The organism is Comamonas denitrificans, from assembly GCF_042654745.1.
In the GTDB taxonomy this organism is placed as follows: domain Bacteria; phylum Pseudomonadota; class Gammaproteobacteria; order Burkholderiales; family Burkholderiaceae_C; genus Comamonas; species Comamonas denitrificans.
The window spans coordinates 190122-215358 of record NZ_JBHSEY010000057.1; the positions used below are offsets into that span (position 1 = coordinate 190122).

A 25237-nucleotide genomic window follows, 5' to 3' on the forward strand; every position below is an offset into this window, starting at 1 on the left:
TGAAATGCTTTGTCAATCAGCGGTACACGCTTTTATTTTTGGTGAATGCCGCGGACCAGTTGGCCCTGTGCATTGCGCACCAAGGCCGGCGAAGTCATTTCGGCGTACTGCGCCAACGGGTCGGCCCGAAAGTCACCACTGAGCAACTCTGCCAGTCGCGCGTGGGGTAGTTTGCAGCCGCAGGCCTGGGCATGGCCACCGCCGCCCAGGCTCTCGGCCAGAGGGATGCAATCAAACCCAGTGCGTGAACGCATCCCAATTTTTACGCCCTGCTCATTGGCGTTCCACATCAGGGCAAACGTGCCCGATTCGCGCGCCAAAATATCACCCACTTGGCTGTGGAACATGCCTGGGCAATTCACCATCAGCCCCTGCACGCCGTTGAAAACAATGGCGTGGGCACCATCGGCAATATCCGCACAGAGTTTTTGGTATCTCTCATCCATCGCGCCACCCCGGGCCATAAAGGCGGCCTCTTGCTCAGGGCTGAACGCGGCAATCTCGGCCCAGCGCAGCAAGTCACGCGGCTCCATCTCCAGGGCCGCCAAAAAGGCCGCGCTTTCGGCAAATTCCCACTTCCAGATATCGCGGTCTTCGATGTAGCGAATCAGCGCGGGAACGGGTTTTTCGGGGTGGAAAAACTCCCACGCCAGCCGTGCGCCCGAATGGTTCATATCAAAATGCACCACGCCACAGCGGCACTGAAAACCGGTCAGTTTTTCTGCCGCGCTTTTATGGTGATCCAGCACCACCAACTTGGCCGCACGCTCATCGAGTGCGGCCGTCAGCTCGGGGCCAAACGCAAAATCAAGCATGTACACCGTGCGCCCGCGCACCTCGCCCAGGTCATCAATGCTTTGAATTTCGCCATGGTCCAGGCCGCGCATTTCGACCTCGGGGCCATAAAACAACCAGGCCGCCAAGGCGGCACCAAAGCCATCGGAGCAGTTGCGCCCGTGGTAAAGAATCAGGGGGCGGGGGTCATCCACAGAAGGACGCACCAAGAACGACGGGGGAAAAATACTGGATTTCATAGGGGGTGCATTTTGACCGCATTTGCCCTTACCGCGCTGTTGCCTGATTCGCACCCATAATGGTTTCTTTGCTGACTGCCCGGATTTTTTGTGATGTCTGCCGCCCTCGCCCCCCACCTGTCCGCCCTGGTGCAACTGCGCCGCGATTTGCACAGCCACCCGGAATTGAGCTACCAAGAAAAGCGCACCGCCAGCCAAGTGGCCGCCTACCTGCACGCGTTGGGGCTGCCCGTACACCAAGGGCTGGGCACCACCGGCCTGGTTGCCAGCATCCACGGCCAGGGTTTTAGCGCCGCGCACCCCGGCCCCAGCGTGGGCCTGCGGGCCGACATGGATGCCCTGCCCCTTGCCGAAGCCACCGGCCTGCCCTACGCCAGCCGCCACCCCGGCAAGATGCACGCCTGCGGCCACGACGGCCACACCGCCATGCTGCTGGGCGCGGCGCACCTGCTGAGCCAACAGCGCAACTTTGCCGGCACCGTGCATTTGATTTTTCAGCCTGCCGAAGAAGGCGGCGCTGGGGCCAAGGCGATGATGGAGGATGGCCTGTTCCAGCGCTTTGCCTGCCAGGCCGTCTTTGCCCTGCACAACTGGCCCGACCTGCCCCAAGGGCAAATGGCCGTGCGCGTTGGCCCCATCATGGCCGCCAACATCCGCTTTGAAATCCGCGTGCGCGGCAAGGGCGGGCACGCCGCACTGCCACACACCACGCGCGACCCAGTCCCCGTCGCCTGTGCCATCGTCACGCAGTTGCAAACCCTGGTGTCGCGCACCCTCGACCCGGTCGATAGCGCGGTGCTGACCATCGGCAAAATCGAAGCGGGCACAGTAGAAAACATCATCCCCAACGAGGCCGTGCTCTACGGCACCCTGCGCACCCTGCGCGACGACACCCAGGCCACCTTGGTCGCAGGCATCGAGCGCATCGCCCAGCACACCGCTGCTGCGCATGAATGCCAGGCGCTTTACATCCACAAACCCGGCTACCCGAACACCACCAACAGCGCCGCCGAGGCCGCCTTGATGGCGCAGGTGATGGCAGAGGTGGTCGGCCCAGAGAACACCCACCCCAACATCGACCCGGCCATGACCAGCGAGGACTTTGGCTTCATGCTGCAGCAGGTGCCCGGCGCTTATGGCTGGATTGGCAATGGCAAAAATGGCCAGCGCGGCACCAGCCTGCACCATCCGGGCTACGACTTCAACGACGACAACATCGCCCTGGGCGCACGCTTTTGGGACACCCTGGCACGCCGCTGGCTGGAGCAGTCCAGCGCCAGCGCCTGAAGCGGCGCAGCCAGCGAAGAAGCCATCAAAGCAACAGCGTATCGGTCAGAGCGCAGCCGCAGGAACAGGCAAGCCGCCTCCCGTCTGACTCACCGCAGTTGTTTGAGCGCAGCGCCCACAGGGCGCGTAGCGAGTTCTGCGGTGCAAAAGCTGCGCAGCACGCCTTCTTTGCGTCCTTTCTTGCGCGGGCAAGAAAGGATGTCGCCTGCCGGGGCGAGACCCGGCCAGCGGAAATAAAAAAAGCATATGAAGGCCAATGCCAGTAGGGGCAGACCTGCGTGTCTGCCCAGGTGCCGCAGGCATGAATCCTGGAATCAGGGCGAACACATAGGTTCGCCCCTACGGGGGTGGGTACGAAACCCGACGAATTTTCGGTATTTCTTTGTGATTTTTCCTTGGTATTCAAGCTTAGCGTGCGATAGCTGCTTTCTTGTTTGATCTTTTGTTCGCTGACCGGGTCTCGCCCCGGCAGGCGACTAACTTTCTTGTTCGCACAAGAAAGTCAGCAAAGAAAGCGTGCTGCGCAGCTTGGCACCGCAGAACTCGCTACGCGCCCTGTGGGCGCTGCGCTCAAACAACTGCGGTGAGTCAGACGGGAGGGGGCTTGCCTGTTCGTGGGGCTGCGCTCTGACGGATGCGCTGTTGAGGGTGGGAATGGCTTCTTCGCTGGCTGCGCCGCTTCAGCAGTGGGTGTCGGTTGGCAGCTGCACCACCTCATCCCACTGCACGCCGGGCAAAGTGTCGTGGTGCGCCACCAGCACCCAGCGGGGATGTTCAGCCTGGGCCAACTGGTCGGCCACAGCATTCAAAGCCTGCCCCAAATATTCAATAGAAGCGCGGTCCAGCCCCGCATCCGGTGCATCAATCAAAGTGATCGCCGCCCCGCTGGCCAAGGCCGCCGCCTGCCAGAACTTGCGCTGCGTGCCAGTGGAAAGCTGCCACCAGGCTTTTTCCAAATGCGGCTCCAGCGCAAACCCTGCCACGTGCTGCTGCCACGCCGTGCCATCCCAACCGGGCCAGCGCTGCTGCTGGGCAATGAGCCAATCGGCAACGGGTTGCTGAGGATGGCAATCGGTCAGTGGCACGGCCATGGCCTGCGCCCGGTAGGCCTGGGTGCCGCCTTGCCAAGCCCCACACTGCACCTGCCCCGGTGCGGGAGGATTTTGCACCCCGGCCAGCCACGGCAGCAGGCGGTGCTTGGCGCTATCGCCCTCGTCCAACAGCAAATGCAGGCCGGGCAGCAAGCGGGTATCGGGGGCCACGTCAGGGGGCAAGTGGTGCCAGATCAAGCTCTTGTTATGCATAGTACTTATTCAATCCGTTCGATTTTGACGGGCTTAAACGTCCAGCCCGCCGCCTTGCCTTTGCTGGCGCGTTTGCCGGCGGCGTTGTTCAGGCTGCGAATTTCCAGCACCTCCTCGCGCTCTTTGCCGCCTCGGCCTGTGCCGCTGATGCGCACGCTGCGCGTGTAGGCGGCAGCGCCCACCAGGCTGGCCCCATCGGCCAGTTTCATCAGTTGCAGGCCGCGCCCGCCGGTCATCACTTTTAATTCGGCCAAGGGGTAGGTCAGCACCTGGGCATCGCTGCTTAGACAGGCGATATGGGTGGCGGCCGTGCCATCGGGCGCATCCACCACACTGGGCAGGCACAGGGTTTCGCCCTCTTGAATGGTGACAAAGGCTTTGCCTGCCTTGTTGCGGGCCACCAGGCTGCTGGCCTCGGCAATAAAACCGTAGCCGCCGCTGCCACTCATCAGCAAGCGCGTGCTCGCCGCCCCGGCAAAGTAGCTGACGATGTGCGTGCCCGGCTCCAAATCGATCAAGCCCTGAATCGGCACCCCATCGCCGCGCCCACCCGGCAAGGTGGCCACGGCCACGCTGTACACCCGGCCCAGGTTGCCAAAGGCAATCAGCGTATCCACGCTGCGGCAGGCAAAGTGGCCCCACAGGGCATCGCCCGCTTTGAAGCTGAAATTGCTCGGCGCATGGTCGTGGCCCTTCAAGGCGCGCACCCAGCCTTTTTCTGAGATGACCACGGTCACCGGCTCATCGACCACCTTGATCTCGGTGCTCACCCTTTGCGCCTCTTCAATCAGCGTGCGGCGCGGGTCGGCAAAGGTTTTGGCATCGCGCTCCACCTCTTTGATCAACAGGCGCTGCAGGCTTTTGGGGTTGGCCAAGATATCGAGCAAACGACCCTCATCTTCGCGCAATTGCTGCAATTCCTTGTCGATCTTGATCGCTTCCAGCCGGGCCAACTGGCGCAGGCGAATTTCCAAAATATCTTCCGCCTGGCGCTCACTCAAGTCAAAGCGGGCCATCAGCGCCGCTTTGGGCTCATCGCTCTCGCGGATGATGGCAATCACCTCGTCAATGTGCAGCAGCACCACCTGCCGCCCCTCCAAAATGTGAATCCGCGCCTGCACCCGGTCCAGCTGGTGCTGGCTGCGCCGCGTGAGCGTGGTCTGGCGAAAGGCCAGCCATTCTTCCAGCATCTGGCGCAGCGATTTTTGCGTGGGCCGACCATCTATGCCCACCATCGTCAGGTTGATGGGGGCCGAGGTTTCCAGGCTGGTGTGCGCCAAAAGCGTGTTAATAAACTCCTGTTGCGGTGTTTTACTGCTTTTTGGCTCCAAAACCAGGCGCACCAAGGCATCCTTGCTGGATTCATCGCGCACGCCATCCAGCACATTCAGCACCGTGGCCTTGAGCTGTTGCTGCTCTTGCGTGAGTGCCTTTTTGCCAGCCTTCAGCTTGGGGTTGGACAGCTCTTCAATCTCTTCCAACACCTTTTGGCTGGACACCCCCGGCGGCAGCTGCGTCACCACCAACTGCCACTGGCCGCGCGCCAGTTCCTCCACCACCCACCGCGCCCGCACCTTCAGGCTACCGCGCCCAGTGCGGTAGGCGTGCGCAATGTCCTGGGCGCTGCTGATGATCTGGCCGCCGCCGGGGTAATCCGGGCCGGGAATCAGGGCCAACAGCGCCTCGTCGCTCAGTTGCGGGTCTTTGGCCAGCGCCACACAGGCCGCGGCTACCTCGCCCAGGTTGTGGCTGGGAATTTCCGTGGCCAGCCCCACGGCAATGCCACTGGCCCCATTCAGCAGCGCAAACGGCAGCCGCGCGGGCAACTGGCGCGGCTCTTGGGTGGAGCCGTCGTAGTTGGGCACAAAGTCCACCGTGCCTTCGTCAATTTCATCGAGCAGCAGCGTGGCAATCTTGGCCAGCCGCGCCTCGGTGTAGCGCATGGCCGCCGCGCCATCGCCATCGCGGCTGCCAAAGTTGCCCTGGCCATCAATCAGCGGGTAGCGCTGGTTAAAGTCCTGCGCCAGCCGCACCAGCGCGTCGTAGGCCGACTGGTCGCCGTGCGGGTGAAAGCGGCCCAGCACATCGCCCACCACGCGGGCCGACTTCACCGGCTTGGCCGCCGTGGTGCCATTAGCGCCGCCATAGCCCAGGCCCATGGCCTGCATGGCGTACAAAATGCGCCGCTGCACCGGCTTCATGCCATCGCACACATCGGGCAGCGCCCGGCCCTTAACGACCGAAAGCGCGTATTCCAGGTACGCCTGCTGGGCGTAGCCGCCCAGGGTCAGGGTGTCGCCCTGCGGGTCCGTGGCAGCAGGCTGGAGGGAAAAAATGTCTGTCATAGTTCAATAAAAAAATAGCTGCTAGCGCTTGATGCATAAGGGCTAGATGCCAAAAACGTTCAAATATTCGATGAAGAAGAAGGGTGCGCTGCCTCGTCCAGCCCTTGCAACTCGGCTTCAATTTGCTCGATGCTGGGCAGGCTGGTTTGCAAATCCTGCGGCAAGGCGCGGGTCAGCTCGTAGCTGGAAACACCAATCGGTTGTTCAACCCCGCGCAAGGCGTACTCGGCCAGCACACGGTTGGGCTGCTGGCACAGAATCAGGCCCACGGTCGGCTGGTCACTGGGATGGCGCAACTGGTCATCGACCACGCTGCAATAAAAACTCATCTTGCCTGCGTACTCGGGCTTGAAGTCGCCACGCTTGAGTTCAATCACTACGTAGCAGCGCAGCTTCAGGTGGTAGAACAGCAGGTCGATGTAGAAATCTTGGTCGCCAATATCTAGGTGGTATTGCCGCCCGACAAAAGCAAAGCCCTGACCCAGCTCCAGCAGGAATTTTTCCAGATGCGCAATCAGCCCAGTTTCCAGTTCGCGTTCGTGAAACGGGTCAGAGAGCGTCAAAAAATCGAACAAGTACGGGTCTTTGAGTGTCTGCTGCACCAGATCGGACTCGGGCTTAGGTAGGCGAAGGGCAAAGTTGCTGGCTGCCTGCCCGTGGCGCTGGTGCGCGGCAGTCTCAATCTGCATCAGCAAAATATTGCGGCTCCAGCCATGCTCCAGCGCCGCCTGCATATACCAGCTGCGCGTGGCGTGGTCTTTGACCTTGGCCATCAGGACGGCGTGATGCGTCCAGGGCAAGGCCAGAATCAGCTCAGCCGTAAAAAGTGCCGCAGCCTGTGGCATTTTTTGCTTGACCTCTATTTGTGCAGCAGGCTGCTGCACAAATGACAGTTGCGCGTACTCCCGATAAAACGCCAGCATTTGCTTGATGTTGCGCTCGGAAAAGCCCTTTTCCTCGGGCAACTCGTTGTGCAAATCCCGCGCCAGCCGGGGAATCACGCCCGCGCCCCAGCCCTCTTGCTGCTGGCGCTCATGAATCATTTGGCCGATCCCCCAATACAGGCGGATCAGCTCGGCATTGACCGACAGCATGGCCCGCACCTGGGCTTGGCGCACGCGCTGCTTGATGTCGGTAAGCAGCGAGGCGTAGCCCTGGGATAGGGGTGTGAGGGAAGCGGGTGGATGAGTCATATTTCAAAAACAATAGCTACTCACGCTTTACTGAAAAGCGTTAGATACCAAAAACACTAAAAATTTACACATCCACCGCCACCGCATCGCCATGCAGCTCCATCAGCTCGCGGCGGGCGGCGGCTTCGCCTTTGCCCATGAGCTGGGTCATGACGTTGGCGGTGGCGGCAAAGTCCAGTGCGCCCAGTTGCACTTGTTGCAGGCGGCGGGTGTCGGGGTTGAGGGTGGTGTCCCACAGCTGTTCGGCGTTCATCTCGCCCAGGCCTTTGAAGCGGCTGATTTGGCATTTCTCGCGCGCCACGCCTTCTTTGGCGGCTTTGTCCAGGATGGCTTGCAGCTCGCCCTCGTCCAGGGCGTAGAGTTTGGCGGCGGGCTTTTTGCCACGGGCGGGAATATCGACGCGAAACAGCGGTGGGCGGGCGACGTAGATGTGCCCGGCATCGACCAGCTTGGGGAAGTGGCGGAAGAACAAGGTGAGCAGCAGCACCTGGATGTGGGCCCCGTCCACGTCGGCATCGCTCAGGATGCAGACTTTGCCGTAGCGCAGGCCGGACAAATCGGGGCTGTCGTTCGGGCCGTGGGGATCAACGCCAATGGCCACCGAGATGTCATGCACTTCATTGTTTTTAAATAAGAAGTCGCGCTCTACCTCCCAGGTGTTGAGCACTTTGCCGCGCAGGGGCAGGATGGCTTGGGTTTCTTTGTCGCGGCCCATTTTGGCGCTGCCGCCGGCGCTGTCGCCCTCAACCAGAAAGACTTCGTTGTGGGCGATATCGCGGCTTTCGCAGTCGGTTAGCTTGCCGGGCAGCACGGCCACGCCGCTGCCTTTGCGTTTTTCCACCTTTTGGCCCGCTTTTTGGCGCTGCTGGGCGGCTTTGATGGCCAGTTCGGCCAGCTTTTTGCCGTGTTCGATGTTGGCGTTGAGCCACAGCTCCAGCGTCGGTTTGACAAAGCTGGAGACTAGGCGCACGGCATCGCGGCTGTTGAGTTTTTCTTTGACCTGGCCCTGAAATTGCGGATCAAGCACCTTGGCCGAGAGCACAAAGCTGGCGCGGGCAAACACATCGTCGGGCATGAGCTTGACCCCCTTGGGCAGCAGGCTGTGCAGTTCGATGAAGTTTTTCACGGCCTGGAACAAGCCATCGCGCAGGCCGCTTTCGTGCGTGCCACCGGCCACGGTGGGGATCAGATTGACATAGCTTTCGCGCAGCACGGCCCCCTGTTCGGTAAAGGCCAGGCACCACGCCGCGCCTTCGCCCTGGGCGAAGCTGTCGTCCTGGGCATCGGCAAAACCGGCACCTTCTAGCAGCGGTAGCAGGGGGTCGGTGGCCAGCGACTGTTCTAAATAGTCTTTCAGGCCGCCCTTGTATTGCCAGGTTTGGGTGTCTTTGGTATCGCGGGTTTTTTCATTGGCCAGGGTGACGCTCACGCCCGGCATGAGCACGGCCTTGGAGCGCAGCAGGTGGACCAGCTCGCCCAGCGGCAGGTGGGGGCTGTCGAAGTAGCGCGCATCGGGCCAGGCGCGCACTGTTGTTCCCTGTTTGCGCTCGCCACTTTGCAGGGGGCGGCGCTGCAGGGGCTGCACCACATCGCCACCGGCAAAGACCAAATGGGCGGCTTCGCCCTCGCGGTACACGGTCACTTCCAGGCGGGTGGAGAGCGCATTGGTCACGCTCACGCCCACGCCGTGCAGGCCGCCGGAGAAGCTGTATGCGCCGCCGCTGCCTTTGTCGAACTTGCCGCCCGCGTGCAGGCGGGTGAAGACCAGCTCGACGACGGGGGCGTTTTCTTCGGGGTGCAGACCAAAGGGGATGCCGCGCCCGTCATCCTCGACGCTGACCGAGCCATCGTCGTGCAAGGTGACGCGGATTTTTTTGCCAAATCCGGCCAGGGCTTCGTCGGCGGCGTTGTCGATCACCTCCTGCACGATGTGCAGCGGGTTGTCGGTGCGGGTGTACATGCCCGGGCGCTGCTTGACGGGCTCAAGCCCTTTGAGCACGCGGATGGAGCGTTCGGAATAAGCGGAAGAAGACGACAAAGTGGGGGTGGTATCAGCCATAGCGGCGCAAATTGTAGTGGCCGCACGGCAGTCGCCCGAAAAGACTGTATGAAAAAACAGTTTCAAACAAGATGCGAGGCTTGCCACTTTACGTTTAGGTAAATTAAGGGAAAGCAACCTCGGTGACTGCTGTGCCGCGTGGTTTTCGCTACATTCCCAGCCTTATGCAAAAAAGCAATATAGATACTTCTTCCGCCCCCGCGTCCGCCGTTCAGCGACTGCCCATGCTGCAGGTGCTGTTGTGTGCGGGCATGGTGGTGACGCTGTCCATGGGCATTCGCCACGGTTTTGGCCTGTGGCTGCAGCCCATTACCCAAGACATGGGCTGGAGCCGCGAGTCCTTCTCCCTGGCGATTGCGGTGCAAAACATGGCCTGGGGCATTTTGGGGATTTTTGTTGGCATTTTGGCCGACCGCTGGGGCGCATTCAAAATTTTGATAGCTGGCGCCGCGCTCTACGCCTTGGGTTTGGCCGGAATGGCCTTGGCCCCCACTACTTGGTTGTTTATTTTGAGCACGGGCCTGGTCATTGGCGCGGCGCAATCGGGCACGACCTATGCCGTGGTGTATGGCGTGCTGGGCCGACAAATCCCCGCAGCGCGGCGCAGCTGGGCCATGGGCCTGACGGCGGCGGCAGGCTCTTTCGGGCAGTTTTTTATGGTGCCGGTCGAAGGGGCGCTGATTGCCCAGCTGGGCTGGAGCAATGCCTTGCTGGCCCTGGCCCTGGTGGTCTTGCTGATCGGCGTGTTGGCCTTTGGCCTGCGCGAGCCGGGCTTTGGCAAAGGGCAAGCACTGGCACCGCGCACCCAATCGGTGCGCGAGGCGCTGAAAGAGGCCCTGGGCCATTCCAGCTTTGTGTTTTTGACGCTGGGTTACTTTGTCTGCGGCTTTCAGGTCATGTTCATTGGCGTGCACATGCCCAGCTATTTGAAAGACTTTGGCATGGCCCCGCAGGTGGCCAGCTACAGCCTGGCGTTGATTGGGCTGTTCAATATCTTTGGCACCTATATCGCCGGCAACCTGGGCCAGCAACTGCCCAAGCAGTATTTGCTGTCGGGCATTTACGGGCTGCGGGCGCTGGCCACGGTGCTGTTTTTGCTGGCCCCGCTGTCACCGTGGTCGGTGTACGCCTATGCGGCGGTTATGGGGTTTTTATGGCTTTCGACTGTGCCGCTGACCAATGGCATCTTGGCGCAGATTTTTGGCGTGCAGCATTTGTCCATGCTGGGCGGCATCACCTTCTTTAGCCACCAGTTGGGCAGCTTTATGGGCATTTGGTTGGGCGGCTACCTGTACGACAGCCAAGGCAATTACGACATGCTTTGGTACCTGATGATTGTGCTGGGCGTGGCCGGTGCCTTGATTAATTTACCGGTGCGCGAAACGGCCATTGCCCGCCCCGCACTGGCAACCACCCCCAAGGCATGACGACCGAACCCACCACCCCCACATCTGCGCCCCAGCGCCGCCCGATTTGGCAGCGGGCCTTGGCATGGCTGGTGGTTGCGCTGGTCTTGCTGGCCGTGTTTGGCCTGTACCTGGACCCCGATTTCATGCTCACCATCGCCGAGCAAACTTGGGCCTGTTTTTAAACCATTGCAAATAGCTGCACCCGCTGAAAAACAAAAGGATTTCGATTAGATTCAACCGAAATCCTTTGTAAATAAAGCGCAAGGCGCTATTTTTATTGATCCAGCACACTGACCCCCGCCGGGGTTTGAAAGTGAAAACTGCCCGCTGGCAAACCAGGGGACAGCGCCATCTGGGTAAAGCGCAGCAGCGATTGCTGGCCAAAGCTGTCGTTAATTTGCAGCGCAGCCAATGCCCCTGCCGGGGTGAAACCCACGCGCAGCTGCTGGATCTGGCCATCCTGGTTTTTCGGCGTGGCTTGCACCCATTGCAGGCCCTCGGGGTCGGGCTGGGCACTGGCCTGCGCAGCCAAATCAAAATCTTTGCGCAAAGCGGCCATGTCTTGCACGCTGGTCAGCAATGCCGCTGGGGTGCCGGCCAGCGCATCGCCTTGTGGGCGGCGGGTGACTTGCTCTAAATCTTCGTCGTACAACCACAGTGTTTGCCCATCGGCAACGATGGTTTGGGCAAAGGGCTGGGTATAGACAAACTTGAACTGCCCCGGCCGCTGAAAGCTAAAGCTGCCGCTGCTGGACTGCACACGCGGTGCTTGGCCGGCTTTGGCGGGGCTGGTCACCGTTTGGGTAAATTGCGCGGTGCCGGCTTTGGCCTGGCGCACAAACGCCTCCAGGCTGGCCAAGCCATCGGCCCATGCAGGCGCTGCCAGGCCAGGGGTGGCCAACAGGGCCAGCACGGCCCATTTTCGGATGTGTTGTTGCATCAATCACCTTTATTCGCCCCGGGCGGGCACCAGTACGTCGCGTTTGCCGCTGGAGGTCAGCGCACTGACCAAACCGGCTTTTTCCATTTGCTCCAGCAGGTTGGCCGAGCGGTTGTAGCCAATGCCCAGCTTGCGCTGCACATACGAGATGCTGGCCTTGCGGTCTTGCAGCACCACTTGCACGGCCTGGTCGTACATGGGGTCTTGCTCGGCACCACTGCCGCTGCCACCTTCGCCCAGTTCACTGCCCAGGCCATCCTCGCCGGTGCTGCTATCGAGCACGCCATCAACGTAGTCCGGCTCGCCCTGCTGCTTTAAGTAGGCTACAACGCGGTGTACCTCATCGTCGCTGACAAAGGCCCCATGCACCCGCACCGGCAGGCCCGTGCCGCTGGCCATGTAGAGCATGTCGCCCATGCCCAGCAAGGCCTCGGCCCCCATTTGGTCAAGAATGGTGCGGCTATCCACCCTGGTGCTGACCTGAAACGCAATGCGCGTAGGAATGTTGGCCTTGATCAGCCCGGTAATCACATCCACGCTGGGGCGCTGGGTGGCCAAAATCAAATGGATGCCCGCAGCCCGCGCCTTTTGCGCCAAGCGGGCAATCAGCTCTTCAATCTTTTTGCCAACGACCATCATCAAATCGGCCAACTCGTCAATGACGATGACAATGTGCGGCAGGCGCTGCAAGGGCTCGGGCTGCTCGGGGGTCAGGCTAAACGGGTTGCCAATGCTTTCCTCGCGGGCGCGGGCTTCGTCAATTTTGGCGTTGTACCCGGCCAAATTGCGCACGCCCAGCTTGCTCATCAGTTTGTAGCGCTTTTCCATTTCAGCCACGCACCAGTTCAGGCCGTTGGCTGCTTGCTTCATGTCGGTGACCACCGGGGCCAGCAGGTGCGGAATGCCTTCATAAACGGACATTTCCAGCATCTTGGGGTCAATCATCAGCAGGCGCACATCCTTGGCTTCTGCCTTGTAGAGCAGCGACAAAATCATGGCGTTGATCCCCACCGACTTGCCCGAGCCGGTCGTGCCCGCCACCAACACGTGCGGCATCTTGGCCAGGTCGGCCACCACGGGCTTGCCCTCAATGTCCTTGCCCAGGCCCATGGTCAGCAGGCTTTTGCTCTGGTGGTAAATCTGCGAGCCCAGCACTTCCGACAACTTAATCGTCTGCCGCCGCACATTGGGCAGCTCCAGCGCCATGGTGTTTTTGCCCGGAATGGTTTCAATCACACGAATCGACACCAAACTCAAGCTGCGGGCCAAATCCTTGGCCAGATTGACCACTTGGGAGCCTTTGACCCCGGTCGCCGGCTCTACCTCGTAGCGGGTCACCACCGGCCCCGGCGTGGCCTGCACCACCACGACATCCACGCCAAAGTCTTTGAGCTTTTTCTCAATCAGGCGGCTGGTCATCTCCAGCGTTTCGGGGGCGACGGTTTCTTGCTGGGCGGGCGGCGCATCAAGCAAATTCACTTGGGGCAAGCCTTCGGACAGCGCGGCATGGCTGTCGGTAAACAAAGGCTTCTGGCGCTCTTTTAGCACCCGCTCACTGGGGACAACCGCCACAGGGGCCGGCGCAATCACCACCGGCTCATGCTGCGCCGGGGCATCGTGCTGCACATCTTGGGCACGCTGGCGGGCGGCTTGTTTGCCCTTGGCAATATCGCGCCCCTGCTCGCGCCACGCTTGAATTTTGGGCCAGAGTTTGTCCAACTGCGTACCCAAACCTTGGGCCACACTGCCCCAAGAAAAATTAAAAACCCACCCCACCGCCACGACGATGCACAAGATGCCCACCACCCCTGAGCCCGTAAAGCCCAGCCAGCGCATCCCACCCACGCCCAACATATACCCCAGCACCCCACCAGCGTGACCGGGCAAGGCCTCTTCAAAACGGTAAAGACGGCTCCATTCCAACGCGCAGCTGGCCCCCAGCAAGAGCAAGGTGCCCAGCCAAAAGCTCAAACGCTGGCCCAGTGAAGGGATAAAAATGCCCGCGCCCGCAATCCAGCGCCGAAATGAGCGCAACCACACAAAAATCGCAATCGCCCACAGCCACCAGACCGAAAAGCCAAAACCAAAATACGCGGCATCCGACAAAATCGCGCCCAGCCGCCCCATCCAGTTGTGCGGCAAAACGGTGTCCGAAGCACCAGACGTGGACCACGCCGGATCCAGCAACGAATGGCTGGCCATGGCTGCCAGGCCAAACATCAGCACCAACAGGCCTGTGAGCAAGCACATCTCATGGCCAAACCGCGCCAAACCCAATCGAGACGGCGTACCAGCCAGTGCAGCGGCTGAAGAAGAAGAGGAAGCTTTCATACGAGGGCGAAAGCTTACCCCAGGGGCAGCCAGGCTTGCCCAAGCTTTCTACAATCAACCGTTTCAAAGCGTATGCAAAACATATAACGCCCCTCCTCCCACCTCACTACGGATCACAGTTATGAGCACACCCCAACACGCCAAGGTTTTAATTTTGGGCTCCGGCCCGGCCGGCTACACCGCCGCCATCTACGCTGCGCGTGCCAACCTGCAGCCCGTACTCATCACCGGCATGGCCCAGGGTGGGCAGCTGACCACCACCACCGAGGTCGATAACTGGCCCGCCGATGTCCATGGCGTGCAGGGCCCCGAACTGATGCAGCGCTTTTTAGAGCACGCCCAGCGCTTTGAGGCTGAAATCGTGTTCGACCACATCAATCAAGTTGATTTCTCGCAGCGCCCCTTCACCCTGACCGGCGACAGCGGCACCTACACCTGCGACAGCCTGATCATTGCCACCGGCGCATCGGCCAAATACCTGGGCCTGCCCTCAGAAACAGAATTCATGGGCCGGGGCGTTTCCGGCTGTGCCACCTGCGATGGCTTTTTCTACCGCGACCAGCCCGTCTGCGTGGTCGGCGGCGGCAACACGGCGGTGGAAGAAGCCTTGTACCTGTCCAACATCGCCAGCACGGTCACCCTCATTCACCGCCGTGACAAATTTACCGCCGAGCCCATCCTGGTCGATAAGCTGATGGCCAAAGTGCAAGAAGGAAAAATCATCCTCAAAACCCACTTCACCCTGCAGCAAGTACTGGGCGAAGCCAGCGGTGTCACCGGCGTGCGCATCCAAAGCACGCAAGACGGCCACACCGAAGACATCGCCCTGCAAGGCTGCTTCATTGCCATCGGCCACGCGCCCAACACCGACATCTTCAAGGGCCAACTAGAGATGGACGGCGGCTACATCGTCACCCACGGTGGCCGCAAAGGCTTTGCCACGCAAACCAGCGTGCCCGGCATCTTTGCCGCCGGCGATGTGCAAGACAACATCTACCGCCAAGCCATCACCAGCGCCGGCACCGGCTGCATGGCGGCACTGGATGCCCAGCGGTTTTTGGAACAGCAGGAATAAAACTAACTACGCCGGAAGCAATATACGTATATACAATATCCACCAACCATGATCTATGAATGGGACGAGACCAAGCGCCTTGCCAATCTAAAAAAGCACGGAATCGATTTTCTAGATGCCGACTTGGTCATGGAAAGTGAATTTGTCTGGATCGTGGACAGTTCACGCAATAGCGAGCCACGTTCTCAGGCGCTGGCCTATGTTTTTGACGTACTGATGGTGCTCTCAGTGGCCTTCGTCGAGCGCGATACCCACTGCCGCATCATCAGCTTCCGGCCTGCACACGCAGAAGAAAGGAGTGCTTACTATGACTGGCTTGAAAACGACTACCCTGACCAGTGAGCAAATCCACCAGGCCCGGGCACAGGGCCAATCGGCAAGCAATTGGCAGCAAGTGCGTCAAGCGCTGCATAGCCAAGACCCACAAGCCGAAGCACAAACCCAAGCCATCGCGCAGCTGATCGAACGCAAACGTGGCCGCCCCGTCCAGGGCGAGCCCAAAACAGCGATCTCCCTGCGCGTTCCCAACTCTGTCCTGGCTGCATTCAAACAAACCGGCCCTGGTTGGCAAACACGCATGACAGATGCATTGCAAGAGTGGCTACGCACCCACCAGCTCACATAAGCACCTGAATCAAACTCCCCGCCAATAAAAACCCAAAGCCGCGCTATAATGCGCGGCTTTGCTGCTTTTGCCCCAAGCTTGGGCAGCATGGGTTTACCGCCACCCAGAACCACAATGGCGAGGTGAGGCAGTCAGCACCCTATGCTGGCCGCTGTAAAACTTGAATCGGAGTGTCCTCAATGGCACGCGTATGCGAAGTAACAGGCAAAAAGCCTGCGGTGGGTCACAAAGTTTCCCACTCCAACATCAAAACCAAACGCCGCTTTCTGCCCAACCTGCAGTACAAGCGCTTCTGGGTCGAAAGCGAAAACCGCTGGGTGCGTCTGCGCGTCTCCAGCGCCGCCCTGCGTCTGATCGACAAGAACGGCATCGACACCGTTCTGGCCGACATGCGTGCCCGTGGCCAAGCTTAATTTCTAGCTAATATCAAGGAGAAATACTCATGGCTACCAAAGGCGGACGCGAAAAAATCAAACTGGTCTCCACTGCTGACACCGGTCACTTCTACACCACCACCAAGAACAAAAAGACAATGCCTGAAAAGATGTTGATCATGAAGTTCGACCCCAAAGCTCGCAAACACGTCGAGTACAAAGAAGCCAAGATCAAGTAAGCAATTACCGATCAACACCTTCAAAAAAACCGCCACGGTGCAAACCATGGCGGTTTTTCTTTTTCTTCACGCCCAGAACATCGCCAGCGGCAGTGCAACCAACTGCGCATCGAACTGCACTACCTCCTCGCCGCTATAGAACAGCACGCCACGCTGAAACTGCTCTGGCACCGTATCGCGCAAATGGCGCAAGCCGCTAAAGCTCTTACTACTTAACGTCCTAGCCGCTTTCACCTCGATGCCCAGTACCTGCCCACGGCGGTTTTCCAGCACAAAATCCACCTCCACGCCCGTACTTGTGCGGTAGTGCATCAGCCGGGTAGCTTCAGCAGCCCAAGTCTGGTGCTTGGCCAATTCCGCATGAACAAAGGCTTCCACCAAATCGCCGGGCAGTCCATGCTCTTGGGCCATCCGATTCGCATCCAGCGTTTGCAGATGCGCCATCAACCCGTAGTCAGACAAAAACAACTTGGGCGACTTTTGCAAGCGTTTACCCAAATTCGATGACCACGCCGGCACTTGCCGAATCAGAAACAGCACCTCCAACAATCCCATGTAACGGCGTAAAGTGGTTTGCGCCAACCCCGTGCTGCGTGACAACTCAGCCATATTCAACAAGCCGCCACTGCGTGCCGCCAGCAGTTGAAGCAAACGCGGCAGCTCCGTCAGCCCTTCAATCTGCGCCAGATCACGCACGTCACGTTGCAGGATGGTGGCCAAATAACTATCGAACCACACCTGACGACGGCGGCCACTGCGCCGCTCCAACGCCTCCGGGTAGCCGCCAGCGGTCAGGCGCTCAATAAAATCATCCCTGTCGAACGGGTAGCGATCGGCAAAATCCCCTGCAAACAGCTCATCCACAATACTTCGGGGCCGCGCAGCGATCTCGCACTGCGCCAAAGGCCACAGCTCCAAAACCTCCATCCGGCCCGCCAGCGAATCGGCCATCTGCGGCAGCAACAACACATTGGCCGAACCCGTGAGCAAAAACCGCCCTGGCTGGCGCACCTTGTCCACCGCCGCCTTGATGGCCAGAAAAATCCCCGGTGCCCGCTGCACCTCGTCCAGGCAAACCGGGCCATCCAGCCCGTCAATGAAACCAAACGGGTCGGACTGTGCAGCCGCCAAGACCACCGGATCGTCCAGCGTCAGATAACGCCGCCCAGCATCCAGGCTTTGTGCCAGCGTACTCTTGCCCGTCTGTCGTGCTCCGTTGAGCAACAACACAGGGGTATCGCCCAACGCTTCACGCGCGAAATTCTGGATATTGCGTGGATACATGGGTGCATATTCCTCCATAAATTAGTGGAATTTACACCACTTAATGGAGGAATTTACATATTTTTCTTCCACACCACCTCCCTCCAGTGCAGCCACTTATCCCGCACCACGCACCGCTTATCCTGCCCCAGCAACCACAGCGGCAACAGCCCCCTACATTCAGCCCAAATGTTGAAATACCCTGTGCTCCCTCTCAAACAACACGGCTTCACCCTCATTGAACTGATGGTGACTGTCTCCATTCTGGCCGTCATTGCCATGATTGCCGCCCCCAGCTTCACCCCTTTAATAGAACGCTGGCGCGTGCGCAGCGCAGCCGAAGCGCTGCAATCAACCATCTACTACGCTCGCTCCGAAGCCATCAAACGTGGTGGCGGCATCACCATTAGTGCCATCGACGATGACTGGGCCAACGGCTGGGAAGTCCATGGCATTGATGCCGATGGCGACGATGAACTGCTGCAAACCAGCGGCGCATCCACCAGCCTGGCCATCAGCGAAGAAAGCGATGCCACCGAACTGGCACTGGACCGCTGGGGCACCATCACCCCGGTCGCCGATTTTTTGCTGACTCCCGCCAACAAGGATGAAAACGCTGCCAGCGCTACCCGTGTCTGCATTAACGGCAGTGGACTTATCCGGCACTTACCGGGCAGCGAGAAGTGCAACCCATCTACCCCCGATCCCGATCCTGACCCCTAAAGGACACGCCATGCACCGCATCCAGCACCTCCATCCACGCCATAGTTTGGGTTTTACCTTGATTGAACTCATGGTCGCCGTGAGTGTGCTGGGGGTGCTGCTGGCGATTGCGCTGCCCAGCTTTCAGCCACTGATAGAGCGCTGGCGGGTGCGGCAGGTGGAAAGCCACCTGGAATCCAGCCTGCAATTTGCCCGCTCCGAAGCCATCAAACGCGGTGGCAACGTCGTCATGCAAAAAATCACCACCAACACCAACGGCTGCACCGCTCCCAGCGCCCAGCGCGAATGGGACTGCGGCTGGTTCATCTGCGCCGACACCAACCGCAACAACAGCTGCAACGCCAGCGAACCGGTGCTGCTGCGTTACGACAGCCCCAACCGCACCCAGATTTCCCGCACCGGGGGCAACAACCGCATCATTTTCAACCGCTATGGCCTGGTAGACGGCCCTTACCTCGGCTTCAATCTCGTCCCGCACAACCAAAGCATCAGCCACCCCGCCACACGCGGACTGTGCATGGGCTCTGGGGGACGCATACGCACTGTTCAATCAGAGGAAGTTCCATGCAAAGGATAAACCGCCCACACCCCACCACCGCGCACCGCCGGCAACGCGGCATTACCTTGATTGAATCGCTGGTGGCCTTGGTCATTTCGGTGCTCGGCATCATCGGCATTCTGGGCATGCAAATGCGCACCCTGGTCGATTCCCAAACCGCCACGCGCCGCGCCCAGGCCGTCCGACTGATTGAAGATTTCAGCGAACGGCTGCGCGTACAGCCAAATGCTTTGGTCAGCCTAGCCAACTACATCGACCTCACCAGCGTTGAAATCATTTCTGACTTCGACGATAAGCCAGACACCGATGGCTGTACTGAGAGCGACAACCCTTGCACCCCTGCTGCCTTGTTCGTCCGCGACCTTGGAGTATGGAAAGCAAACGTTGCCGACACCCTGCCCTTGGGCGAAGCCAGCATTTTTGTCGCGCCCTGGGATGCTAAGAACAGCACGGCCAGCCAAATCGGCATCATGGTCAGTTGGCGGGCCAATGAGTCTGCCGATATGACAAAGGATGACCTCAACAACCTCGACACCACCAAAGTGCGTGAGGGGGACAAATGGATATCGGCCACCGGTGAAGACGGCGTGGAATGCCCCGATGGACGCATCTGCCACCTCCAATACATCAGCGTCGCCGCACGGTGCGGATTCGACTCCAAGAAAAACAAAGCCTACTGCCCAGGGAGACAATAATGGCACTGCACACACACCACCAAATAAAAAAAATAGCTTTAAGCGCTTATCCATCAAGGGATAAAGAGCAAAAACACTTGAAATTCCAGGCCGGCCTGACACTGATTGAGCTCATGATCGGCCTTGCCGTTGGTCTGCTTGTCGTCGCCGTGGCCACGGTCTCGCTGCTGGGCTCGCGCAGCGTGACCGGGGCCGTCAGCGATATCAGTGGCATCCAGCAGCAAGCCGCCTATGTTATGCGCACCTTTGGCACCCAATTGCGCCAGGCCGGCTCGCTTTACCTTGATTTGGGCCTGGATGCTGGTGACGAGAGCGACATCATTACCCCCACCGTATTCCAACTGCGTGACGATAGCGAGCAAGCGATCCACGAAGCCGAGGGAACCGGCGCAATCACCATCCAATACACTGGCTACGAAGAACCCACTTTTGCCGACAACGGTCCCATTTCACGCAACTGTCTGGCTGAACCCGGCAAGGGTGTACTTGGCCCAGGGGAAACCATTCCAGTAGAGAGCATTTTCACCATCAGCAGCACGGACTTGCACTGCAACGGCCAACCCATTGCCCAAAACGTCGCTGCTTTCCAGGTGCGCTACCTGCTGCAAGACACCAATCAAGGCACCGATCAGGGCGACCCCCCCATGCTTTACACCGGCAGAGCTGGCGTGGGCGAGAACTGGAACCGGGTTCAAGGCGTAGAAGTCTGCCTGGTGCTGTTTGGCACTGAGCGCATTGACGTACCCGCAGGTGGTGTCAGCTACACCGGCTGCGACGAGAACGACGTAGATATCACCACCCTGACAGGTAATCGCACCAACCGCATGCACTACGTGTTTCGCAATGTCTTCCAACTGCGCAGCCAAGGGCTGATTTAAAGGTGAAAGGCTCCTTCATGCACTCCCCCTCTTCCACCGCCCGCCCTGCTGCCCACCACCGCGAACGCGGCATTGCCTTGTTTGTGGTGATTGTGTTTGTCATGCTCTCCATGCTGCTGGCGCTGTGGGCATCGCGCACCGCCATCTTCAATGAAATGGTGGTAGGCAACGATGCCGATTACCAACGCGCTTTTGAAGCTGCGCAAAGCCTGATTCAAGATGCTGAATTGGATATTCGGCGTTGGAATGACACAAAAAATTTCCCCAACCACCGTCCGGATGACAAAACAGCGCTAGATGCATTGTTCAAAGAGGGCGAATTTTATGATTTTGCCGATAGCCGCAATACTGCACCTTTTTGTAAAAACGGGTTGTGTGCCAAACGCCGTGGAAGACAGGACTTTTGGAACAATAAGCGGCCCAACGGTGCCTCTGACCCCGAGCCGAAAAATCCGGAAGTGTTCTTTGACCAACTAACCGCCGAGGGCATCGGCGCACGCTATGGCCAATTCACTGACGCGAAGAAGCCTAAGGATGATGACTCCCTCGCCCCCCTTCTCCGTGATGGCAGGTACTGGATTGAAGTGTTGAAATACAAAGACTCCGGATCACTCGGCGGCCCTGGTCTCATTGTGGAGGACGATCAAAATGCTGCCCCAGCGGCTGCCCTACTGGATCTACGCCTGCCGAAAGAGGAGCCTAGTGTGGTGTACCGCATCACTGCCTGGGCCAGCGGCCTGAAGCCCGGCAGCACTGCCGTGATCCAGGAAACCTACGCACTTACGCGAGACCAACTCGATTTCCCCCAGTAACGACAGCATCAAGAAGGTCGTAATTCAAAAAAATCTACACCTGCGCACATCTGCAGGATCGACTCTACACACACTACTTCTTCATGACGAGCTAGGAGTTCACCATGCCCCGACGCACCACACCCCAAAAATTTCGCCGCCGCCTGATTGCAATTGCTGCCAGCGCTGCCTTGGCTCCTGCCAGCGCCTGGGCACTGGACTTGGCCAATTCGCCCCCCGGCACGGTAGAGCCGTATGTGGCACCCAACGTGATCTTGTCGCTGGATGATTCAACCAGTATGGATGCCAAGGACATGATCAAAAATACAAAGACACGAACGGAAGTGCTGCAAGATGCTTTAACCGAAGTCTTCAACGACACTTCTCTTTTGCCTGATAAAAAAATTCGTTTAGCCTGGCAATCCTTGGGGGATTGCACATCAGTCGATGGATTAACGTTCACAAAATTAGGCACCTCTGCAGCCTCCTCAAGTGCAGAAAATACAATGAAAATATTGGACGAAACCCATCGTTCAAACTTTATTAAATATATAAAAAATTATGATACATGCACTTCAACGCCTACACACAAGATGGTGAAACGTGCTGATGAATATATGCGCGCGCCTCTTCATGAAAATGGTCCATGGGCTAGCATTCCAGGAGAAGAACTGAATGGACCGAATGGTAAGCCTCTCGGCTGCAGGAGAAATTACCATATTCTACTAACTGATGGCCAATGGAATGGTCAATACTATGGCCCATACGATACATATTACGCAGTTGTTGATAATGACAATGATAATAACAATCTAGAAGAAACAAATTGGGATGAACCAAAAGAAGATATTAATACCGATCCGATAAACTTTGACAATCAAGATTCAAAAACATTCAAAGCTTACGGAAAAAAAGCTGCATCCCCTGCAAAACCCGGAGAAAATCAGCTACCCGATCTTTTAGGAATTGATCCATATGAAGACCCAAAAGATTATCCAGGTTTTTATTTACCCGATGACACAGAATATAGCAGAGAAAATAAAAATACTTGGATCTATAGAGATATTGATTATCTAACCTACAGTGACTGGCATGATGGCTACAGGCCGTGCCGATCATTTAAAAAGGTTGATAATAAAAATTATTGTGCTGATTCATCACGCGGCGGGGGGGTAATCAGTACATTATCTGACTGGTCTTTTAAAAGCTGGGCAACAAGACTGCAACCTAAGGAAGCTTTGGATGGTGAAGTTGCACCACTACCAGAATATGCGAAGGCCCCCCAAAAAGAAACTTTCACTAATCCAATAACAGGAAAAACAGCTACATTGGAAAAATACTGGAACCCACGCTACAACCCTGCAACTTGGGCACACATGACAACCTTTACGATTGGTTTCAGCAGTGAAGCTCTTCCAGAAACTCAATACCGTCCAATGGGAAATAATAGCCAAACAGAAGAAAATATAGGGAAATATTGGCGTGAAGGTACTACTGGCGCAAAAAATTACTGGGGAAGCACAACAGGTTTATTTTATTATCTAAATGGCCCTTATGCTGCAGACGCCTCAGAATCTAGTACTAACAATGGAAATGAAGGAAAGCTTATACAGCCTTCAAGCACTATTCCATACGGCTATGATGGTAGCTTTGCAGATTATGCATCAGGTCTAGCACAATGGTATTCTGTAAAACAGCCTGCAGAAGACATGTGGCACGCCGCCATCAATGGTCGGGGCCAGTTCTACGCCGTAGAAAAGGGCGAAGATTTGAAAAAAGCATTTGAGCAAATTATTCGCACCATTAACACCGAAGTCAGCCCCAGCATTACTTCTACCGCTTTGAGCGGCTCGAATATTTCGCGCAGCGGTGTCAGCAAATTCACCGGCAACTACGAGCCACAAAGCGGCTGGAAAGGGTTTGTGATTGCAGAAACAGTCGATACCGATGGCGGTGTAACCCTTGCGTGGGGCGGAGAGAACACGGCCAACAAGCTTGATGCCCTGGGTTCGCACGAATCGCGCGTTATTCTGAGCTGGAGCGATCAATGGGTGAATGCTGCGCCCAAGGGAGGGGTGCCTTTTGTTTGGGCGGCCGACCAATCCAACCTGAGCACCTCCCAAAAACTGGCCTTGCAAAAAGCCCCCAATGGCACAGACCAAGGTGCCACCGCAGGCCAAAACCGGCTGAATTACATCCGAGGCGATCGCAGCAAAGAGGGTACCAACCCCTCCAACTACACCGAAAGCAAACCCTATCGCCAACGCCAAAGCCGCCAAGGCGATATTGTGAATTCTGAAGTGTGGTACACCGCAGCCCCTGCACGCAGTTATGCCTTTAATGGGTATCGCGACTTTATTAAAACCTACAAAGACCGCCCCCCCATGATTTACGTGGGCGGCAACGATGGCATGCTGCATGGCTTCTCTGCGCAGGATGGCACCGAAAAAATCGCCTACGTACCCCAAGGCGTGATTCCCAGCCTCACCCGGCTGACGGCACCGGCCTACGACCAGCAGCACCGCTACTTTGTCGATGGTTCGCCCATGACGGGCGATGCCAATACCAGCACTGACCCCAATTCCCCTGACTGGCGCACCCTGCTGGTGGGCACGCTGGGGGCCGGCGGCCGGGGTTACTTTGTGCTGGATGTGACCAACCCCAGCAATTTTTCCGCCAATAACGCCAGTAGCCTGGTCGTACTGGATCGCACCCGCAGCACCGAAGTCAGCGCCCCAGACTGCACACTCCTCACCGACCCTGCTAGCCAAACTGCGTGTACCACCGCTGTGACGCAAGACCGCGATATTGGCCACATCACCGCCGCGCCGGTCACCAACAGCACCAGCCTTTTGCATGCCTCGCAAATCACCATGCTGAACAACAACCGCTGGGCCGTGGTGCTGGGCAATGGCTACAACAGCGCCAACCAGCGCCCGGTTTTACTGGTGCAATACCTGGATGGCAATAAAGAGCTGCTGACGATTCCCACCACCGTGGACGTGCCCGGCACTGGCAAGGCCAATGACAACGGCCTGAGCGCCCCCCGCCTGGTCGATTTGAACGGCGATGACCGCCCAGACATTGCCTACGCTGGCGACAACCAGGGCAATATGTGGAAGTTTGACCTGACCAATTACGATGCCAGCAAATGGAAAGTGGCTTTTAACGGTGCTCCCCTGTTCACCGCACAGCGTCCTGCCGTGTATGGCAGCAGTGGCACAGAACTGCCCCAGCCGATCACGGTGGCGCCAACAACACGGGCCAATGACCGCAAAAAATGCGAACTGGATACCGCCACCAAAGAATGCAAACCAGGCACGAGCACCCCCGTGGGCGGCATGATGGTCGCCTTTGGCACCGGGCGCAATGTGGCACGCAACGACCCAGAAAGTACCAATGTACACACCCTGTACTCGGTGCTGGACAACACCCGCTATCGCTACATTAAAGATAGCAATCCAAAACGTTTGGAGATTCACCCTGGCAAAACCTGCCAAACCAGTGATGGCCCGAAGTGCATCAACGTACCCGCACCTGCGCCACTGGGGGCAGGGGTGGATGCGGCCAAGCTGAAAAAACAAACCACGACAGTGGTTTCTGGCAGCCAGCAAGCCACCTTGGGGCAAGACCCGCTCAAACCCACCAACTGGGGCAGCTATAACGGTTGGTATCTAGACCTCCCCAGCACAGGCGAGCGCTTGCTCAAGCCACTGGATTTTTATGTTGGCACCAACATCCTGACCGTTTATTCGCAAGTCCCCGCCAAAGGCAGCAATGTGTTTGATGCCAGCATCGAAAGCTGCGAAACCGGTTCGGTGGACGATGAACGCCAATACCGCACCTTTATCAACATCATGGACGGTGCCACCCCCAGCATCCAACTCATGGCCGTGGCCGATGGCATTGACGACATCATGGTGCGCCGCCAGGTGCGCAAGGGCGCACACGCCATGGTGACTTCAAAAGATAAAAACACCGACATCTCTTCATGCGTGGGTGACAAATGTGACCCGACTCTCCCTGAAAAAGAAGATTTAAACCTTCCACCCCTAACCACCTCGCGCCCGAGCTGGCGTCAAATGCAATAAGAAAGCATTGCTATGAAAAAAA

At 58.2% G+C, this 25237-nt stretch carries 22 protein-coding genes; 14 read left to right on the forward strand and 8 right to left on the reverse strand.

Translation table 11 applies throughout. The features are described from left to right. Positions 1 to 32: 32 nt before the first annotated feature. Positions 33 to 1034, reverse strand: coding sequence for a DHH family phosphoesterase (locus ACFO24_RS12885; RefSeq protein WP_377738698.1), 1002 nt, complete (start codon positions 1032 to 1034; stop codon positions 33 to 35). A 93-nt stretch (positions 1035 to 1127) separates the two neighbouring features. On the opposite strand from ACFO24_RS12885, the gene ACFO24_RS12890 reads away from it, so the two are divergent. Further along, complete coding sequence (locus tag ACFO24_RS12890; protein WP_377738699.1) at positions 1128 to 2321, forward strand: M20 aminoacylase family protein; 1194 nt, start codon at positions 1128 to 1130, stop codon at positions 2319 to 2321. 680 nt (positions 2322 to 3001) lie between these two features. Here the strand turns inward: ACFO24_RS12890 and ACFO24_RS12895 are convergent. From ACFO24_RS12895 to ACFO24_RS12910, 4 genes are all read right to left on the reverse strand, one after another. Then, positions 3002 to 3625, reverse strand: coding sequence for an ABC transporter ATP-binding protein (locus tag ACFO24_RS12895; RefSeq protein WP_377738700.1), 624 nt, complete (start codon positions 3623 to 3625; stop codon positions 3002 to 3004). Positions 3626 to 3630: 5 nt separating this feature from the next. Continuing rightward, positions 3631 to 5970: a DNA topoisomerase IV subunit A gene (parC, locus tag ACFO24_RS12900; protein WP_377738701.1), complete on the reverse strand. Its 2340-nt coding sequence runs from the start codon at positions 5968 to 5970 to the stop codon at positions 3631 to 3633. 59 nt (positions 5971 to 6029) lie between these two features. Then, the gene (locus ACFO24_RS12905; protein ID WP_377738702.1) at positions 6030 to 7163 is read right to left on the reverse strand and encodes a PDDEXK nuclease domain-containing protein; all 1134 of its coding nucleotides are present in this window, start codon (positions 7161 to 7163) and stop codon (positions 6030 to 6032) included. A gap of 64 nt (positions 7164 to 7227) precedes the next feature. After that, entirely contained in the window at positions 7228 to 9222 is a 1995-nt protein-coding gene (locus ACFO24_RS12910; protein ID WP_377738704.1) for a DNA topoisomerase IV subunit B, read from the reverse strand. A gap of 224 nt (positions 9223 to 9446) precedes the next feature. Here ACFO24_RS12910 and ACFO24_RS12915 point away from each other — a divergent pair, with 224 nt between their 5' ends. Together ACFO24_RS12915 and ACFO24_RS12920 are read left to right on the forward strand one after the other, a co-directional pair. Further along, complete coding sequence (locus ACFO24_RS12915; protein ID WP_207575503.1) at positions 9447 to 10649, forward strand: MFS transporter; 1203 nt, start codon at positions 9447 to 9449, stop codon at positions 10647 to 10649. Next, on the forward strand, positions 10646 to 10813 hold the full coding sequence (locus tag ACFO24_RS12920) for a hypothetical protein (RefSeq protein ID WP_207575504.1): 168 nt from the start codon (positions 10646 to 10648) through the stop codon (positions 10811 to 10813). The genes ACFO24_RS12915 and ACFO24_RS12920 overlap by 4 nt, the downstream gene beginning before the upstream one ends. Positions 10814 to 10905: 92 nt before the next feature. On the opposite strand, the gene lolA is transcribed toward ACFO24_RS12920, so the two are convergent. Both lolA and ACFO24_RS12930 read right to left on the reverse strand, forming a co-directional pair. Further along, the gene (gene lolA / locus ACFO24_RS12925; RefSeq protein WP_377738705.1) at positions 10906 to 11571 is read right to left on the reverse strand and encodes an outer membrane lipoprotein periplasmic chaperone LolA; all 666 of its coding nucleotides are present in this window, start codon (positions 11569 to 11571) and stop codon (positions 10906 to 10908) included. 9 nt (positions 11572 to 11580) lie between these two features. After that, positions 11581 to 13902 (reverse strand): DNA translocase FtsK, encoded by a 2322-nt coding sequence (locus ACFO24_RS12930; protein WP_377738707.1) that lies wholly within the window; start codon positions 13900 to 13902, stop codon positions 11581 to 11583. A 121-nt stretch (positions 13903 to 14023) separates the two neighbouring features. On the opposite strand from ACFO24_RS12930, the gene trxB reads away from it, so the two are divergent. The 5 genes from trxB (at position 14024) to rpmG (ending at position 16215) form a co-directional block, all read left to right on the forward strand. Further along, positions 14024 to 14977, forward strand: coding sequence for a thioredoxin-disulfide reductase (gene trxB / locus ACFO24_RS12935; RefSeq protein WP_377738708.1), 954 nt, complete (start codon positions 14024 to 14026; stop codon positions 14975 to 14977). Positions 14978 to 15025: 48 nt separating this feature from the next. Beyond that, on the forward strand, positions 15026 to 15319 hold the full coding sequence (locus ACFO24_RS12940; RefSeq protein WP_377738709.1) for a BrnT family toxin: 294 nt from the start codon (positions 15026 to 15028) through the stop codon (positions 15317 to 15319). Continuing rightward, a complete protein-coding gene (locus ACFO24_RS12945; RefSeq protein WP_207575509.1) occupies positions 15285 to 15602 on the forward strand; it encodes a BrnA antitoxin family protein in 318 nt (105 codons plus the stop codon). Before ACFO24_RS12940 ends, ACFO24_RS12945 begins: the two co-directional genes overlap by 35 nt. Positions 15603 to 15781: 179 nt before the next feature. Next, positions 15782 to 16015: a 50S ribosomal protein L28 gene (rpmB, locus tag ACFO24_RS12950; protein ID WP_207575510.1), complete on the forward strand. Its 234-nt coding sequence runs from the start codon at positions 15782 to 15784 to the stop codon at positions 16013 to 16015. Between the two features lie 29 nt (positions 16016 to 16044). Further along, the gene (gene rpmG / locus ACFO24_RS12955; protein ID WP_207575511.1) at positions 16045 to 16215 is read left to right on the forward strand and encodes a 50S ribosomal protein L33; all 171 of its coding nucleotides are present in this window, start codon (positions 16045 to 16047) and stop codon (positions 16213 to 16215) included. A gap of 66 nt (positions 16216 to 16281) precedes the next feature. Here the strand turns inward: rpmG and ACFO24_RS12960 are convergent, their stop codons facing one another. Further along, complete coding sequence (locus tag ACFO24_RS12960) at positions 16282 to 17499, reverse strand: ATP-binding protein (protein WP_377738711.1); 1218 nt, start codon at positions 17497 to 17499, stop codon at positions 16282 to 16284. A gap of 168 nt (positions 17500 to 17667) precedes the next feature. Between ACFO24_RS12960 and ACFO24_RS12965 the strand changes: the two genes are divergently transcribed. The 6 genes from ACFO24_RS12965 (at position 17668) to ACFO24_RS12990 (ending at position 25215) form a co-directional block, all read left to right on the forward strand. Next, positions 17668 to 18201 carry a GspH/FimT family pseudopilin gene (locus tag ACFO24_RS12965; RefSeq protein WP_377738712.1) on the forward strand — a complete coding sequence of 178 codons (534 nt, stop codon included), beginning with the start codon at positions 17668 to 17670 and terminating at the stop codon, positions 18199 to 18201. 10 nt (positions 18202 to 18211) lie between these two features. Next, a complete protein-coding gene (locus tag ACFO24_RS12970; protein WP_377738713.1) occupies positions 18212 to 18778 on the forward strand; it encodes a GspH/FimT family pseudopilin in 567 nt (188 codons plus the stop codon). Beyond that, positions 18766 to 19455 (forward strand): type IV pilus modification protein PilV, encoded by a 690-nt coding sequence (gene pilV / locus ACFO24_RS12975; RefSeq protein WP_377738714.1) that lies wholly within the window; start codon positions 18766 to 18768, stop codon positions 19453 to 19455. Before ACFO24_RS12970 ends, pilV begins: the two co-directional genes overlap by 13 nt. A gap of 77 nt (positions 19456 to 19532) precedes the next feature. Next, positions 19533 to 20333 (forward strand): prepilin-type N-terminal cleavage/methylation domain-containing protein, encoded by an 801-nt coding sequence (locus tag ACFO24_RS12980; protein WP_377738715.1) that lies wholly within the window; start codon positions 19533 to 19535, stop codon positions 20331 to 20333. Between the two features lie 17 nt (positions 20334 to 20350). Beyond that, the gene (locus ACFO24_RS12985) at positions 20351 to 21145 is read left to right on the forward strand and encodes a pilus assembly PilX family protein (protein ID WP_377738716.1); all 795 of its coding nucleotides are present in this window, start codon (positions 20351 to 20353) and stop codon (positions 21143 to 21145) included. A gap of 104 nt (positions 21146 to 21249) precedes the next feature. Next, entirely contained in the window at positions 21250 to 25215 is a 3966-nt protein-coding gene (locus tag ACFO24_RS12990) for a pilus assembly protein (RefSeq protein WP_377738718.1), read from the forward strand. The last annotated feature ends 22 nt before the right edge of the window (positions 25216 to 25237 follow it).